Genomic DNA, 15833 nt, shown 5'->3' on the forward strand with positions numbered 1-15833 from the left:
AAATCTATGAGCTCTTTACAATTTAATCGTCATCGTCGTTTAAGACAAAGCGGGGGCATGCGTGCGCTTGTACGTGAAACGTTTTTACATACGGAAGATTTTATTTACCCTATTTTTGTATTAGAAGGTGAAAATGTTCGTAATGAAGTTCCTTCTATGCCAGGCGTATATCAAATGTCTTTAGATTTATTGCAAGCTGAAATGCAAGAAGTTGTTGATTTAGGTATTCGTTCTGTTATTGTATTTGGTTTACCTGCTGAAAAGGATGAAGTTGGATCATCAGCATATTGTGATCATGGAATTGTACAACGTGCTATTCAACAAATTAAAGGTGATTTCCCTGAGCTAGTAGTAGTTGCGGATACATGTTTATGTCAATTTACAAGCCATGGTCATTGCGGTGTAATTGAAGATGGTATTATTTTAAATGACGAGTCTCTTGCAGTTCTTGCGAAAACAGCTGTAAGTCAAGCGAAAGCAGGAGCGGACATTATTGCGCCATCAAACATGATGGACGGCTTCGTAACAGCAATTCGCCATGCATTAGATGAAAATGGTTTTGGACACGTGCCAGTTATGTCGTACGCTGTGAAATATTCATCAGCATTTTATGGGCCATTCCGTGATGCTGCGCACGGTGCACCGCAATTTGGTGACCGTAAAACATATCAAATGGACCCAGCGAACCGTATGGAAGCATTCCGTGAAGCAGAATCAGATGTAATGGAAGGTGCTGATTTCTTAATTGTAAAGCCAGCTCTTTCTTACTTAGATATCATTCGTGATGTGAAAAATAACTTCAATTTACCAATCGTTGCTTACAACGTAAGTGGTGAATATTCGATGATTAAAGCGGCAGCGCAAAATGGCTGGATTAATGAAAAAGAAGTTGTTCTTGAAAAATTAATTAGTATGAAACGTGCAGGAGCAGACTTAATTATTACGTATCATGCGAAAGATGCAGCAAAATGGTTACAAGAAGGAGGCGCTAAATAATGAAAAAGTTTGATAAGTCGATTGCGGCGTTTGAAGAGGCACAAGACTTAATGCCTGGTGGCGTAAATAGCCCGGTTCGTGCTTTTAAATCTGTTGGGATGAATCCGTTGTTTATGGAGCGTGGAAAAGGCTCTAAAGTATATGATATTGATGGGAATGAATACATCGACTACGTATTATCATGGGGACCTTTAATTCATGGGCATGCAAATGATCGTGTGGTAGAAGCGTTAAAATCAGTTGCTGAAAGAGGTACAAGCTTCGGTGCACCAACAGAAATTGAAAATAAATTAGCGAAACTTGTTATTGAGCGCGTACCATCAATTGAGATTGTGCGTATGGTTAACTCTGGAACGGAAGCGACAATGAGTGCACTACGTCTAGCTCGTGGTTATACAGGTCGAAATAAAATCTTGAAATTTATCGGTTGTTACCACGGTCATGGTGATTCGTTATTAATTAAAGCTGGTTCTGGTGTGGCGACTTTAGGTTTACCAGATAGCCCTGGTGTACCAGAAGGTGTAGCGAAAAATACGATTACAGTAGCTTATAATGATTTAGAAAGTGTGAAATACGCTTTTGAACAATTCGGTGATGATATTGCTTGTGTAATTGTAGAACCAGTGGCAGGGAATATGGGTGTAGTTCCTCCGCAACCAGGATTTTTAGAGGGGCTTCGTGAAGTAACAGAACAAAACGGTGCACTGCTTATTTTTGATGAAGTAATGACAGGGTTCCGTGTTGCTTATAACTGTGGACAAGGTTACTACGGTGTAACACCTGATTTAACTTGTTTAGGTAAAGTAATCGGTGGTGGCTTACCAGTAGGAGCGTACGGTGGTAAAGCAGAAATTATGCGCCAAGTTGCGCCAAGCGGACCGATTTACCAAGCTGGTACTTTATCAGGTAACCCACTTGCAATGGCAGCAGGTTATGAAACGTTAGTACAGTTAACGCCAGAATCATATGTAGAATTTGAGCGTAAAGCTGAAATGTTAGAAGCTGGATTACGTAAAGCAGCTGAAAAACATGGCATTCCGCATCATATTAACCGTGCAGGTTCTATGATTGGTATTTTCTTTACAGATGAGCTCGTTATTAATTACGATGCAGCAAAATCTTCAAACTTAGAATTCTTTGCGGCTTACTATCGTGAAATGGTAGAACAAGGTGTATTCTTACCGCCATCTCAATTCGAAGGTTTATTCTTATCGACAGCACATAGTGACGCAGATATTGAGGCGACGATTGCAGCAGCTGAAATTGCAATGTCAAAATTAAAATAATGTATTAGAGAAAAATCGCTCTCCATAAGGGGAGCGATTTTTTTTATTCATAAAGTAAGCTTTCCCTACATAAATCTGTAATGACATATAGTTTGGGAGGGGGAAAAGAAGTGGCTGCAGATCATTCGTTACGATTTTCATTAAAAGAATCTGTTTGGTTCCAAAAGGGACAGGAAGTCGATGAACTTTTGTCAATTTCGTTAGATCCAGACGTTGAGATAGAAGAGCTTGATCATGAAGTAATTGTGAGAGGGCAATTAGATTTAACGGGAGAGTATGTTGCACGAAAAGATGATTCGGCGTATTCATTAAGAGAACTATCGCCAGCAAAGTCAATTGATTATGTAGAAACAAGGGAAGATGGGGTTAATGAACTTGTTCATTCCTTTCCGCTTGAAATATCAATTCCGAGAAATCGAGTGAAAGTAATTGAAGAACTATATGTATCAATTGAGGAATTTGATTATGAATTAAAGGAAAATGGTTGCTTACAATTATTAGCGGATATATCTATTACCGGTTTATGTGATGAAGAGAGAAGCGAGGATGAAGCTGAAGAGGAAGAGACGGTGTATGCGGAATTAGAAGAAGATTCAGCGCAAGAGGATGAAAATAGACCGGCGCCGCATGTAGAAGAACCAACATATAAGGAATCAGATGAGTGGGAAGATTACGCATTTGAACCGTTCCAGTTAGAGGAAAGAAAAGAACAGGAATTAGAAGAAGAGAAAATAGAAGAACATGAATTTGTGGAGCGTGAAGCGGAGCAAGAAACAACGCCGCAATTTGAATTGTTTGGGCGAAAAGATTTCAAGAAAGAAAAAGCGAAAAAGCAGGCAGAACAAGAAGAAGAGTACTCACAGCGAGATGAAAATGCGCTTTATTTAACAAAACTATTTACGAAAGAACCGGAAGAAGAATTTACAAAGTTAAGAATGTATTTCGTGCAAGAAGGGGATACAATTGAATCTATTGCAGAACGTTATGAAACGTCTGTACAAAATGTGTACCGTGTCAATCAAACAGAAGATATATTTTTAAATACGGGGCAAATTATTTATATTCCCGTTTCAAGGGTAAAGGCGAAATAAGGAAGTGAGTGTTTTCACTCGCTTCTTTTCTTAGAGGCTATGTTTTGAATAGAAAGGGTTATTCGTATGGATATTGAATTACGAAATCACTATGAACCTATCGTGAGGCAATATAGATTGGATACGCAGCATATGGAAGAGCACGGAAGTGTAATGAAAATTTATACGAATCAAGGTCCATATGCACTCAAGAAAATAGAAGGCAGAAAGTTAGAGCGGAATAATTTTCTGCATCATATTCAATATTTGAAGGAGAAAGGTTTTTCAAATTATGTACCTATATACCATGCGACGGATGGAAATTATATTTTAAGTGACGGGACGTATAATTATTATTTAATGCCTTGGTTAGAACGTGCAGAAGGAAACGGCGAAGACAATGATCAATACCATAAAATGTTTCAGACACTCGGAACGTTGCATCAAAAAACTGTGAAGGAAGAAACATATACGGAAGAAGATTTAGAAAAACATTATACAACTATATCCGATCGCTGGGAAAATGATGGTGAGATGTTAGAAGAGTTTCTCGTAGAATCTGAATCGAAATGGTATATGTCTCCGTTTGAATTACAATATTGTACGTACTATCATCATGTAATGAGAGCGCGTGAATTTGCAACGAAGCAATTAAATGAGTGGAACGATGCGATGAAAGAAAAAGAGAAAACACGTATTACTTTTGTGCATGGTAACGTGTCGCTTAATCATTTTTTATTTGACTATGAGCGGAATGGCTATTTTATTAGTTTGGAAAAATCGAAGTTTGCAACGCCTGTGCAAGATATAGTAGGTTTTTATTCGCGGTCTTTAAACACATATCCAATCGCAAGAAGTGATCGGTTTGAATGGTATCAAATGTATCAAAAAAATTTTCCATTTACGAAAGAAGAGCAACTTCTCATGTTTGCTTATATGACGTATCCATCACAATTTATTCGACAAATCGGGTCTTATAGGAAAAGAAAAGATAATCGCAGCGAGGAAAATGAACTGCGCGAAGTAAAGAGTTTGCAACAATCGCATTGGCTCGTTAGCAATATAGAATATTTCCTGTCACAATTACAAGCTGCCCAGCAAGGGAACGGGTAAAGTGAAACTTTAATCAGTGGGTGGCTCCCATCTAACTTCTTTGCTTCAGTTGAATTTTGAGGTGGGGGTCTTACTGCCCGCAAATAGCGGGATAAAGAAGATAAGTAGAGAATGCTACTTATCTTTTTTGTATTCACCCGAAAAGCCATAGTTTTAAATTTATCTTGACGAATAAGGTTTCGTTTTTTACACTATTGTATATAATAATTAACAATCATATAAATGCCTTGAAGGGGAAGAGTATAACATGAAACGTCTTCAGAGAGGAGAATCATTAGCTGGGAGATTCTCTAGATAGTTATGTTAGAAGGTAGCCCTGGAGCATCTTTTCTGAACGGAATAGTTCTCATTAGGAAAAGACGGATTTGTCCGTTATCAAATTAAGAGTATAAGCAAATTATGAATTTGTTTGTAAATAAAGGTGGTACCGCGATGTCCCTCGTCCTTTTTGGATGAGGGACATTTTTTATTTTAAGGAGGGAAAATAATGTCAAACACGGAAAAGAATTTACCAACTAAATATGATCATATGTCCGTTGAAGAAGGCCTTTATCAATGGTGGCTTGAAGGCAAGTATTTTGAAGCAACAGGAGACGAGAAGAAACAACCGTATACAATTGTAATTCCACCTCCGAACGTAACTGGTAAGTTACACTTAGGTCATGCTTGGGATACAACTCTTCAAGATATTTTAACTCGTACGAAGCGTATGCAAGGATACGATGTGTTATGGCTTCCAGGAATGGACCATGCTGGTATCGCAACACAAGCGAAAGTAGAAGGAAAACTTCGTGAAGAAGGTATTTCACGTTACGATCTTGGCCGTGAGAAATTCCTTGAAAAAGCTTGGGAGTGGAAAGAAGAGTACGCTTCTCACATTCGTCAACAATGGGGGAAAGTTGGTTTAGGACTAGACTATTCTCGCGAACGTTTCACATTAGACGAAGGTTTATCTGATGCGGTTAATAAAGTATTCGTTCAATTATACGAAAAAGGCTTAATTTATCGCGGTGAATATATTATCAACTGGGATCCAGCAACACGCACAGCTCTTTCTGATATTGAAGTAATTCATAAAGAAGTTCAAGGTGCATTCTACCATATGAACTATCCGTTAACAGACGGTTCAGGTCACATTCGCCTTGCTACTACTCGTCCAGAAACGATGCTTGGTGATACAGCGGTAGCAGTTCATCCAGAAGATGATCGTTACAAACATTTAATCGGAAAAACAGTTACACTTCCAATCGTAGGCCGTGAGATTCCGATTATTGCTGATGAGTACGTAGAAAAAGACTTCGGAACAGGCGTTGTAAAAATTACACCAGCTCATGACCCGAACGACTTTGAAGTGGGTAACCGTCATGACTTACCACGCATCTTAGTAATGAACGAAGATGGATCGATGAACGAAAAAGCTGGTAAGTATAACGGTATGGATCGTTTCGAATGCCGTAAAGAATTAGTGAAAGACTTACAAGAAGCTGGCGTATTAGTAGAAATCGAGCCTCATATGCATTCAGTAGGTCATAGTGAGCGTAGCGGTGCAGTAGTTGAGCCTTACTTATCAACACAATGGTTCGTAAAAATGGCTCCACTTGCAGAAAAAGCAGTAGCACTTCAACAAAAAGAAGAAGAAAAAGTAACGTTCGTACCAGAGCGTTTTGAAAACACATACTTACGCTGGATGGAAAACATTCATGACTGGTGTATTTCTCGTCAATTATGGTGGGGACACCGCATCCCAGCTTGGTATCATAAAGAAACTGGTGAAGTATACGTAGGTACAGAAGCACCAGCAGATATTGAAAACTGGAATCAAGATAACGACGTACTTGATACATGGTTCAGTTCAGCGTTATGGCCATTCTCAACACTTGGTTGGCCAAATGAAGATTCAGCAGACTTCAAACGTTACTATTCAACAGATGCACTAGTAACTGGTTATGACATCATCTTCTTCTGGGTATCTCGTATGATTTTCCAAGGTTTAGAGTTTACAGGCGAGCGTCCATTTAAAGATGTATTAATTCACGGTTTAGTTCGTGATGAGCAAGGTCGTAAGATGAGTAAATCTCTTGGTAACGGTATTGACCCAATGGATGTTATCGAGAAGTACGGTGCAGATGCAATGCGCTATTTCTTATCAACAGGAAGTGCACCAGGTCAAGATTTACGTTTCAGCATGGAAAAAGTAGAATCTACTTGGAACTTCATTAATAAAATTTGGAACGCATCACGTTTCGTATTAATGAACATGGATGACATGAAGTATGAAGAAATCGATTTAACTGGTGAAAAATCAGTTGCAGATAAGTGGATCTTAACTCGCTTAAACGAAACGATCGAGAGTGTAACACGTAACATGGATAAATATGAGTTCGGTGAAGCTGGTCGTTCATTATACAACTTCATTTGGGACGATTTCTGTGACTGGTACATTGAAATGGCGAAACTTCCACTATACGGTGAAGATGAAGCAGCTAAGAAAACAACTCGTTCTATTTTAGCTTATGTATTAGATCAAACAATGCGTCTATTACACCCATTCATGCCATTCGTAACAGAGAAAATTTGGCAACATTTACCGCATGAAGGCGAATCTATTACAGTAGCTGCGTGGCCAACAGTTCGCGAAGATTTACAAGATACGGAAGCGGCAGCAGAAATGCACCTTCTAGTTGATATCATTCGTTCTGTTCGTAACATCCGTGCAGAAGTTAATACGCCAATGAGCAAAAAAGTTCAAATGCAAATTAAAGCAAAAGATGAGGCTGTACTTGCTCAACTTACGAAAAATAGCTCTTACATTGAGCGTTTCTGTAACCCAAGTGAATTAACAATTCAAACGGATTTACAAGCGCCAGAAAAAGCGATGACTGCAATCGTATCAGGTGCGGAGTTATTCTTACCGTTAGCTGATCTTATCAATCTTGATGAAGAGAGAGCTCGTCTTGAGAAAGAACTTGAGAAGTTTGATAAAGAAGTAGAACGTGTACAGAAGAAACTTTCTAACCAAGGTTTCGTAGCGAAAGCTCCTGCAGCGGTTATTGAAGGAGAGCGTGCGAAAGAGCAAGATTACCTAGAAAAACGCGAAGCAGTTCGTCAACGTCTAGCAGATCTTGAAAAGTAAAAATGTTTTTAGAGACTCACTATATTGGTGAGTCTCTTTTCTTTGCGTATAATAGAACTATGAAAGTTGTCTTTTGAAAGGGGAAAAGCATACGTGATACATACATACGAAGAAGCGATAGGGTGGATTCATACCCGGTTGAAATTTGGTATTAAACCAGGATTAGAAAGAATGAGTTGGATGCTAGAAGAGCTCGGAAATCCAGAGCGTCATATAAAATGTGTTCATCTTGCTGGTACAAATGGAAAAGGTTCAACGTTAACATATATGCGCTATATGTTAGAAGGCGCGAAATATAAGGTAGGAACGTTTACCTCTCCTTACATCGAAACATTTAATGAGCGCATTAGTGTGAATGGAACACCAATTGCAGATGAAGAGATTACTGAACTCGTAAAGATGGTAAAGCCAGTCGTTGAAAAGCTAGATGAGACAGATTTAGGGGAAGCGACTGAGTTTGAAATTATTACTGTTATGGCAATTTGCTATTTCGGTAAAGTCAATTTCTGTGATGTTGTTTTATTTGAAACAGGGCTTGGTGGACGTTTTGATTCTACCAATGTTATACACCCTGTTCTCACGATTATTACGAATATCGGTCACGATCATATGCATATTTTAGGGAATACACTAGGAGAAATTGCATATGAAAAGGCGGGGATTATTAAGTCTGGCGTGCCGGTAATTACTGGTGTACAAGATGAAGAAGCTTTGCAAGTCATTCAAAATGTTGCAAAGGAAAATCATGCAAACTTATACGAACTTGGCAATCATTTTACAGTGTTACATAAACAGTCTAACGAAGATGGGGAACAGTTTGATTTTACTTGTCCTTTTTCCGCATTTGAAGATTTGCAAATCTCAATGAAAGGCCTTCATCAAGTAGGAAATGCAGCGCTAGCACTTATGGCAGTAATGTATGTAAAAACATATTTATCATTTTTAATTGAGGAAGAGGTAATAAGAACGGGATTACGGGAAGCGTATTGGATTGGGCGCTTTGAAAAGCTACAAAGTAACCCGGATATTATTATAGATGGTGCTCATAATCCAGAAGGTATTGAAAGCCTTGTGAAAACAGTAGAAGCGCATTATAAAGATAAAAATGTAATAGTTTTATTTACTGCCCTTGGTGATAAACAATTGCATAACATGGTAGGCCAATTAGAAACCATTGCAGATGAAATTATTTTTACAACATTCGCCTTTGATCGTGCTATTTCTGCCGACAAGCTTGCATCATATTCGCAAAAAGAATCAAAACTAGTTTTTGAAAATTGGAAAGAGGCAATTGATACAAAAGTTGAAATGATAGGGAAAAATGATGTTTTTATCATAACAGGTTCTCTTTATTTCATTTCTGAAGTTCGAAAATATATTCGAGAGAAAAACTAGATAGTCTTTGCTATCTAGTTTTTTTGTTCTACAAATGAAGTCAAATGCATACATATAAGATAAATATATAGGGTTATTTGGCGAATTCCTCTGACAAATATCTCGTTTTTTTGTGAAATGAATATGATATGATGCGGACAACGATAAGAGGTGAGGTGTGAGTGTATGGACAAGCAATCACGAACGATCTCAGTGAAAGTGAATGGAACAGAAGCGAAGTATGAGGAAAAGAAGAAAGATGAATTTGAATGGATGGTAGTAGAAAGTGAACGACCGAAAAATGTTGTTCCGTTTCAAAAAGCGAAATCAATGTCTGTGGAAAAATACCGAAAGAAGTGGAGTAATACATTAATTGCAATCGTTGCAACCGCAATTATTATCGGTACGGCGTTTGGAATGGGGATGCTTCATTTACTTACTGGACAAGGAACAACAGGAGGAAGTGAAGTAACTGCTTCAAGGCCGACTGGAAATGGAGAATCAAAGGTGGGTGGAACGGCAGAACAAACACCAGCACCGAAAGAAGAAAAACAAAAGGCGCAGGCAGGAACGTCATTGGATCCGATGAAATTATTTTTTGTTCAAGGGGGGCTTTATTCTTCTGAAGAAAAAGGACAGGCAGCTCTTGAAGAATGGAAAGGCAATGGGGGCATTGGTGCTTTGAGACCGAGCGGGGATAAGTATGCAATAGTTGTTGGTATTGCTAGCGATGAACAGGCTATAAATCAATTAATGACTAAGTATAAAAATGATGGTGTCTCCGTTTTAAAGAAGAACTGGGATATAACAGATAAAGCATTGCTGAAAGATGATAAAGAAGTAGGAACATTTTTAACAAAAGTGCAGCCATTATACACTCATTTAGCAAAATATGCTTCTAGCGTACAAGTTGGTGGAAAAAGCAGCGCAAAAGATATAGAAGCGATTGAAAAAGAATGGAAAGTGATTGAAAAAGAAGGGAAAAGTATGAAGCGAGAAGAAGCAAAGAAACTGTATATGTATACGTCGGTAGCTGTACAAACAGTAAAAGATGGGAAAATGGATAAGGAATCTTTGGCGAAATTAAATCAAGTTATTATTGATGGCTTACTCTCGTATGAAAAAATTGTTTCGTAGAAAGTGAAATGATAGGATAATAAAATGAGTAAGAAAGAAGTACATGTACTTCTTTCTTTTCTTTTGAATTTAGAGCAAAGTGCTTTCTCTATGACAGGAATATAATCGTATGCAATAAAGAAGTGTTATTTTTAGTTAGAGAAATTAATATTTCTTTCATTTGTGGGCAAACTATTCCTTTGATACGATTGATATAAATTGTTCTGCTTCATGTGAGAAAGGAAGGAGAAAATATGAAAAAAATAATTTTAGCTTCAGGGTCACCTCGGAGGAAGGAATTGCTTGAGTTAGCTAGCGTACCATTTGAAATCGTTGTAAGTGAAGTAGAGGAAACAATTGGTGCATATTCATCGCCTTCTGATATTGTAATGTCGCTTGCCTTGCAAAAAGCATCAGCGGTTGCAGAAAATAATAGTGATCACATTGTGTTAGGTGCAGATACAATTGTTACATATGAGTCGCGTATTCTTGGTAAGCCTTCTAATGAGGATGAGGCGAAAGAGATGTTACAATTACTATCAGGGAAAACACATGAAGTGTATACAGGTGTTGCGATTATATCAAAAGAAAAAACGGTTACTTTTTATGAGCGTACAGAAGTTACGTTTTGGGAATTAACAGAAGAGGAAATTGATACATACGTCGCGTCGAAAGAACCTCTTGATAAAGCAGGTAGTTATGGGATTCAAGGTAAAGGGTCTATTTTCGTTCAACATATTCAAGGGGACTACTATAGTGTAGTTGGCTTACCAATTGCACGTCTCGTTCGGGAATTAAAACAATTTGATATTGATGTAACCCATGCGTAAAATTGCATGGGGTTTTCTTTGAGAGAACAAATAAAGGGGTGGAGAGATGAACGGTATTCGTGATGTTGTAAGAGAAGAACAACCACGGGAGCGTTTATTGTTAGAAGGTGCTGGAAGTTTATCAAATCGAGAGCTTCTCGCAGTGTTACTCAGAACAGGTTCTAAAGAAGAAACAGTTTTAAAGTTGTCGGATAAAATTTTACACCAATTTGATGGCTTGCGTATGTTGAAAGATGCAACATTAGAAGAGCTAATTAGTATACATGGTGTTGGGATTTCAAAGGCATCGCAACTTATGGCGGCCTTTGAACTAGGTAGAAGAATGGTACGTTTAGAATATCAAAATAGATATAGTATTCGAAGTCCAGAAGATTGTGCGAAATACATGATGGAAGAAATGCGTTTTTTACAACAAGAGCATTTTGTTTGTTTATATTTAAATACAAAAAATCAAGTTATACATAGGCAAACGATCTTTATTGGAAGTTTAAACACGTCAATTGTACACCCAAGGGAAGTTTTTAAAGAAGCCTTCCGTCGTGCAGCAGCCTCTATCATATGTCTCCATAACCATCCCTCAGGAGACCCCACGCCGAGCCGTGAAGATATTGAAGTAACAAAACGCTTAGTAGAATGTGGCCAGATTATCGGAATTGAAGTGCTTGATCATATTATAATAGGTGACCATAAATTCGTGAGTTTAAAGGAAAAAGGTCATATTTAAGACTATGCTTTTTACTTATTTTGTTTTATAATGTGATTTATGAGTTTTTTGTAGAAATTTATCTACAAAAAGGATAAAGATATAAAAAACGTACTGTTTTTATAATATAAAGTAAGAAAAAATGAGTCCGTGAAAACAAGAAAGGAAGATAAATAATATGTTTGGATTTGGTGGATTTACTCGCGATCTTGGAATAGACTTAGGAACTGCGAACACGCTTGTATATGTAAAAGGAAAAGGTGTAGTTTTACGTGAACCTTCAGTAGTTGCGTTACAAACTGATACGAAACAAATCGTTGCTGTAGGTAGCGACGCAAAACAAATGATTGGTCGTACACCAGGGAACGTTGTGGCACTTCGCCCGATGAAAGACGGTGTAATTGCTGATTATGAAACAACTGCAACAATGATGAAATATTACATTCAACAAGCTCAAAAATCAAACGGTTTCTTTTCACGTAAGCCGTATGTAATGGTATGTGTACCATCTGGTATTACAGCTGTAGAAAGACGTGCAGTAATCGATGCGACTCGTCAAGCGGGTGCTCGTGATGCTTATCCTATCGAAGAACCATTTGCAGCAGCAATTGGTGCAAACTTACCTGTTTGGGAACCAACTGGTAGTATGGTTGTTGATATCGGTGGTGGTACAACAGAAGTTGCAATTATTTCTTTAGGTGGTATTGTAACAAGCCAATCAGTTCGTGTTGCTGGTGATGATATGGACGATTCAATCATTCAGTACATTAAGAAAAGCTATAACTTAATGATTGGTGAAAGAACAGCTGAAGCATTAAAATTAGAAATTGGTTCTGCAGGCGAGCCAGAAGGTATCGAGCCTATGGAAATTCGCGGTCGTGATTTAGTAAGTGGTTTACCAAAAACAGTACTAATTCAGCCAGAAGAAATTGCGGATGCATTAAAAGATACAGTAGATGCGATTGTAGAATCAGTTAAAAATACGTTAGAAAAAACTCCACCGGAATTAGCGGCTGATATTATGGACCGCGGTATCGTATTAACAGGTGGCGGGGCATTACTACGTAACTTAGATAAAGTAATTAGTGAAGAAACAAAAATGCCAGTTCTTGTTGCAGAAGATCCATTAGATTGCGTAGCAATTGGAACGGGTAAAGCATTAGACAATATCGATCTTTTCAAAACTGCTGCTCGATAATATTGCAAAATAAAAATCAGTGAAATTAAGAGGGTGTGAACGTGCCACAGTTTTTCTTAAACAAAAGATTAATTGTTTTGTTGGTTAGTATTATTCTTCTCGTGGCATTGATTGGAATCTCATTGAAAGAACGGAACAGTTTAACATGGCCAGAGCAGTTTGTTAAAGACACTGTCGGTGTTGTAGAACGTGTATTCCAAAAGCCAGCGAAATACGTAGCTGGATTCTTCGAAAATGTAGAGGATGTAAAGCGCACGTATGAAGAGAATAAAGAATTAAAAGCAAAATTAGATAATTATGCAGGTCTATCAGGGAAAGTAAAACAATTAGAAGATGATAACAAGAAGCTACAAGAGCTAACTGGTAAGAAAGAGTTAAATAGCGGGTATACTGAAATTCCAGCTACTGTTGTTTCTCGTAATCCAGATAAATGGTACGATTTAATTGGAATTGATAAAGGGGCACAGCAAGGAATTAAAAAAGATATGGCTGTAGTAACTTCACAAGGGTTAGTTGGAAGAGTGAAAAGTGTATCTCAGTTTACATCATCAGTAGAATTACTAAGTTCTATGAGCCGAACAAATCGCGTTTCTGCTATTGTACAAGGGCAAGAGAAAATCTTTGGTTTGATTGAAGGTTATGACAAAGAAAAACAATTACTTCTTTTCACAAAGATTGGCTCTGATGCACCGGTAGCAAAAGATCAACTAGTTGTAACATCTGGACTTGGTGATATTTTCCCGAAAGGTCTTGTAATTGGAAAAATCGTTGATGTTCAGCCGGATGCATATGGCTTAACAAAAACAGCTTATGTAAAACCTGCCGCTGATTTAAATGACGTAGAGCATATTACGGTTGCTAAACGTGCAACACCTTCAGCGCCATTAGAATAGGAGGAGAAGAAGAGATGATGAAGATATTAAAAAGAGCAGCTCTTCCTCTTTTGCTCCTTTTTGTGTTTCTATTTGAAAATATGTTTGCTACTGTTGTTCCAACGGATGTGTTTTGGAAAGACAGTATAGCAGCACCGCATTTCTTTATAATCGTCTTATGTTTTATTACAGTGTATTATAGTCCGGTCCAAGGGATTTATTACGGACTATTATTTGGCTTCTTATTTGATACCGTATACACAGAACTTGTCGGGATATATATTTTTGCTTATCCGATTTTAGCTTATTTAGTTTATAGTGTGATGAAAGTATTACAATTGAATTTATTTATTGTTGTTTCTATCATATTAGCTAGCATTGTAGCACTAGAGTATTATGTGTATGGATTCTTAACTTTGTTAGGACGTACTCATATGCCAGCGCATGTCTTTTTCACAGATCGTCTCCTTTCTACTTTATTGTTAAATGCTATTTTCTTATTGATAGTTTGTTTCCCACTGAGACGATATATAGTGCGTCTTTCAAAAGCGATGGAAGAAAAAGAAAAAAGGATTTTCTAATTTTATGTCGAATTGAATCGGTGGGGTGAACTTTAGTGGAAGAAAAAAAGCAACAAAATGTAACGATAAAAGGGACAAAAGATGGGATAACGCTTCATTTAGATGATTGTTGTTCATTCTCAGAATTATTGATGGAATTAGACGAAAAACTTTCTACACATTACTACGATGGTGATGGGCGCTCTTTAATTGAAGTGCATGTGAAAGTAGGAAATCGTTATTTAACAGAAGTCCAACAAGAAGAGATTCGTACGTTAATTCGTAATAAAAAGAATCTTGTTGTGGATTCAATTGAAAGTGATGTTATCACTAAAGCAGAAGCAATAGCTTGGAAAGAAGAAACAGAAATTGTCCCTATTTCCAAAATTGTTCGCTCTGGACAAGTTTTACATGTAAAAGGAAATTTGTTGTTAATTGGAGATGTTAATCCAGGCGGAACGGTTATCGCTGGGGGGAATATTTTTGTTGTAGGATCATTAAGAGGAATTGCGCATGCTGGGTATTATGGGGATTCGGATGCTGTAATCGCTGCATCTGTTATGAACCCGATGCAACTTCGAATTAGTGATGTGGCAATGCGGGCTCCGGAAGAGAAAGAAGACGGAGCGGAGGCGGCAGAATGTGCGTATATTAATGAGAACAATCACATTGTTGTCGATCGCCTGCAACTTCTCACTCATCTTAGACCTAATTTAACAAAGTTAGAAAGGGGAATTGTATAGCTGTGGGAGAGGCAATAGTAATTACATCTGGAAAAGGCGGAGTAGGTAAAACTACAACGTCTGCGAACATTGGTACGGCCCTAGCGTTATCTGGAAAGAAAGTGTGCTTAATTGACACAGATATCGGTCTTCGAAATTTAGACGTAGTAATGGGGCTGGAAAATCGTATTGTATTTGATCTTGTTGATGTCGTTGAAGGGCGTTGCCGTTTACCTCAGGCTCTTATTAAAGATAAACGTTTTGATGATCTTTATTTATTACCTGCAGCACAAACGAGTGATAAATCAGCGGTAACACCTGAACAAATGGATGAATTAATACAAGTATTACGTCAAGATTATGATTACATATTAATTGATTGTCCTGCGGGGATTGAGCAGGGATTTAAAAATGCGGTAGCTGGTGCGGATAAAGCAATCGTTGTTACGACGCCAGAAGTATCCTCAATGCGCGATGCGGATCGTATTATTGGGCTTTTAGAAAAAGAGGATATTGAACCACCGAAACTTGTTATTAACCGTGTACGTAGTCATATGCTTCATGAACAGGATATGTTAGATGTTGATGAAATTGTACGTACATTGTCAATCGAGCTTCTTGGTGTTGTCGAAGATGACGATGAAGTTATTCGAGCTACAAATACAGGTGAACCTGTGGCGTTGCAACCAAGCGGAAAAGCAGCGTTGGCTTATCGTAATATTGCAAGACGCTTGTTAGGTGAGAATGTACCATTACAAGCATTTGAACAAGAAAAGGTATCGGTATTTGCAAAGGTGAAAAACTTCTTTGGAATCCGTTAAGAGCACTTCGCACATATGCGAAGTGCTTTCTTTTTTCTT

General features: G+C 37.9%; 14 protein-coding genes and 1 other annotated feature. All 14 genes read left to right on the forward strand.

Annotation, left to right across the window (positions count from 1 at the left end):
* Nucleotides 1-6: 6 nt before the first annotated feature.
* The 14 genes from hemB (at nt 7) to minD (ending at nt 15794) form a co-directional block, all read left to right on the forward strand.
* A complete protein-coding gene (hemB, locus tag MR170_RS07520; RefSeq protein ID WP_242307850.1) occupies nt 7-996 on the forward strand; it encodes a porphobilinogen synthase in 990 nt (329 codons plus the stop codon).
* On the forward strand, nt 996-2282 hold the full coding sequence (gene hemL / locus MR170_RS07525; RefSeq protein ID WP_242307852.1) for a glutamate-1-semialdehyde 2,1-aminomutase: 1287 nt from the start codon (nt 996-998) through the stop codon (nt 2280-2282). Before hemB ends, hemL begins: the two co-directional genes overlap by 1 nt.
* Nucleotides 2283-2362: 80 nt before the next feature.
* Nucleotides 2363-3373: a stage VI sporulation protein D gene (gene spoVID, locus MR170_RS07530; protein ID WP_242307854.1), complete on the forward strand. Its 1011-nt coding sequence runs from the start codon at nt 2363-2365 to the stop codon at nt 3371-3373.
* A gap of 66 nt (nt 3374-3439) precedes the next feature.
* Nucleotides 3440-4465: a spore coat protein YsxE gene (gene ysxE, locus MR170_RS07535; protein WP_016080172.1), complete on the forward strand. Its 1026-nt coding sequence runs from the start codon at nt 3440-3442 to the stop codon at nt 4463-4465.
* 218 nt (nt 4466-4683) lie between these two features.
* Nucleotides 4684-4915: a binding site (T-box leader), on the forward strand.
* A 37-nt stretch (nt 4916-4952) separates the two neighbouring features.
* Complete coding sequence (locus tag MR170_RS07540; protein ID WP_000072222.1) at nt 4953-7598, forward strand: valine--tRNA ligase; 2646 nt, start codon at nt 4953-4955, stop codon at nt 7596-7598.
* Between the two features lie 93 nt (nt 7599-7691).
* Nucleotides 7692-8993 carry a bifunctional folylpolyglutamate synthase/dihydrofolate synthase gene (locus MR170_RS07545; protein WP_016080174.1) on the forward strand — a complete coding sequence of 434 codons (1302 nt, stop codon included), beginning with the start codon at nt 7692-7694 and terminating at the stop codon, nt 8991-8993.
* Between the two features lie 165 nt (nt 8994-9158).
* On the forward strand, nt 9159-10109 hold the full coding sequence (locus tag MR170_RS07550) for a hypothetical protein (RefSeq protein WP_016080175.1): 951 nt from the start codon (nt 9159-9161) through the stop codon (nt 10107-10109).
* A 233-nt stretch (nt 10110-10342) separates the two neighbouring features.
* Nucleotides 10343-10918 (forward strand): Maf family protein, encoded by a 576-nt coding sequence (locus tag MR170_RS07555; protein WP_029443367.1) that lies wholly within the window; start codon nt 10343-10345, stop codon nt 10916-10918.
* A gap of 46 nt (nt 10919-10964) precedes the next feature.
* The gene (gene radC, locus MR170_RS07560; protein WP_016080177.1) at nt 10965-11642 is read left to right on the forward strand and encodes a DNA repair protein RadC; all 678 of its coding nucleotides are present in this window, start codon (nt 10965-10967) and stop codon (nt 11640-11642) included.
* Between the two features lie 157 nt (nt 11643-11799).
* On the forward strand, nt 11800-12819 hold the full coding sequence (mreB, locus tag MR170_RS07565) for a cell shape-determining protein MreB (RefSeq protein WP_000466736.1): 1020 nt from the start codon (nt 11800-11802) through the stop codon (nt 12817-12819).
* 41 nt (nt 12820-12860) lie between these two features.
* Entirely contained in the window at nt 12861-13712 is an 852-nt protein-coding gene (gene mreC, locus MR170_RS07570; protein WP_016080178.1) for a rod shape-determining protein MreC, read from the forward strand.
* Between the two features lie 14 nt (nt 13713-13726).
* Complete coding sequence (gene mreD, locus MR170_RS07575) at nt 13727-14272, forward strand: rod shape-determining protein MreD (RefSeq protein ID WP_000975765.1); 546 nt, start codon at nt 13727-13729, stop codon at nt 14270-14272.
* Nucleotides 14273-14307: 35 nt separating this feature from the next.
* A complete protein-coding gene (gene minC, locus MR170_RS07580) occupies nt 14308-14994 on the forward strand; it encodes a septum site-determining protein MinC (protein ID WP_000391521.1) in 687 nt (228 codons plus the stop codon).
* 2 nt (nt 14995-14996) lie between these two features.
* Nucleotides 14997-15794 (forward strand): septum site-determining protein MinD, encoded by a 798-nt coding sequence (gene minD, locus MR170_RS07585; RefSeq protein ID WP_000503309.1) that lies wholly within the window; start codon nt 14997-14999, stop codon nt 15792-15794.
* Nucleotides 15795-15833 lie beyond the last annotated feature (39 nt).

Source organism: Bacillus cereus group sp. BfR-BA-01524, from assembly GCF_022662595.1.
GTDB classification, from domain to species: Bacteria; Bacillota; Bacilli; order Bacillales; family Bacillaceae_G; genus Bacillus_A; species Bacillus_A thuringiensis_S.

Excerpts from the sequence above, each read along its gene's own strand:
- hemB (WP_242307850.1), top strand. The coding sequence starts at position 7 with ATGAGCTCTTTACAATTTAATCGTCATCGTCGTTTAAGACAAAGCGGG.
- hemL (WP_242307852.1), top strand. The coding sequence starts at position 996 with ATGAAAAAGTTTGATAAGTCGATTGCGGCGTTTGAAGAGGCACAAGAC.
- spoVID (WP_242307854.1), top strand. The coding sequence starts at position 2,363 with ATGACATATAGTTTGGGAGGGGGAAAAGAAGTGGCTGCAGATCATTCG.
- ysxE (WP_016080172.1), top strand. The coding sequence starts at position 3,440 with ATGGATATTGAATTACGAAATCACTATGAACCTATCGTGAGGCAATAT.
- MR170_RS07540 (WP_000072222.1), top strand. The coding sequence starts at position 4,953 with ATGTCAAACACGGAAAAGAATTTACCAACTAAATATGATCATATGTCC.
- MR170_RS07550 (WP_016080175.1), top strand. The coding sequence starts at position 9,159 with ATGGACAAGCAATCACGAACGATCTCAGTGAAAGTGAATGGAACAGAA.
- MR170_RS07555 (WP_029443367.1), top strand. The coding sequence starts at position 10,343 with ATGAAAAAAATAATTTTAGCTTCAGGGTCACCTCGGAGGAAGGAATTG.
- radC (WP_016080177.1), top strand. The coding sequence starts at position 10,965 with ATGAACGGTATTCGTGATGTTGTAAGAGAAGAACAACCACGGGAGCGT.
- mreB (WP_000466736.1), top strand. The coding sequence starts at position 11,800 with ATGTTTGGATTTGGTGGATTTACTCGCGATCTTGGAATAGACTTAGGA.
- mreD (WP_000975765.1), top strand. The coding sequence starts at position 13,727 with ATGATGAAGATATTAAAAAGAGCAGCTCTTCCTCTTTTGCTCCTTTTT.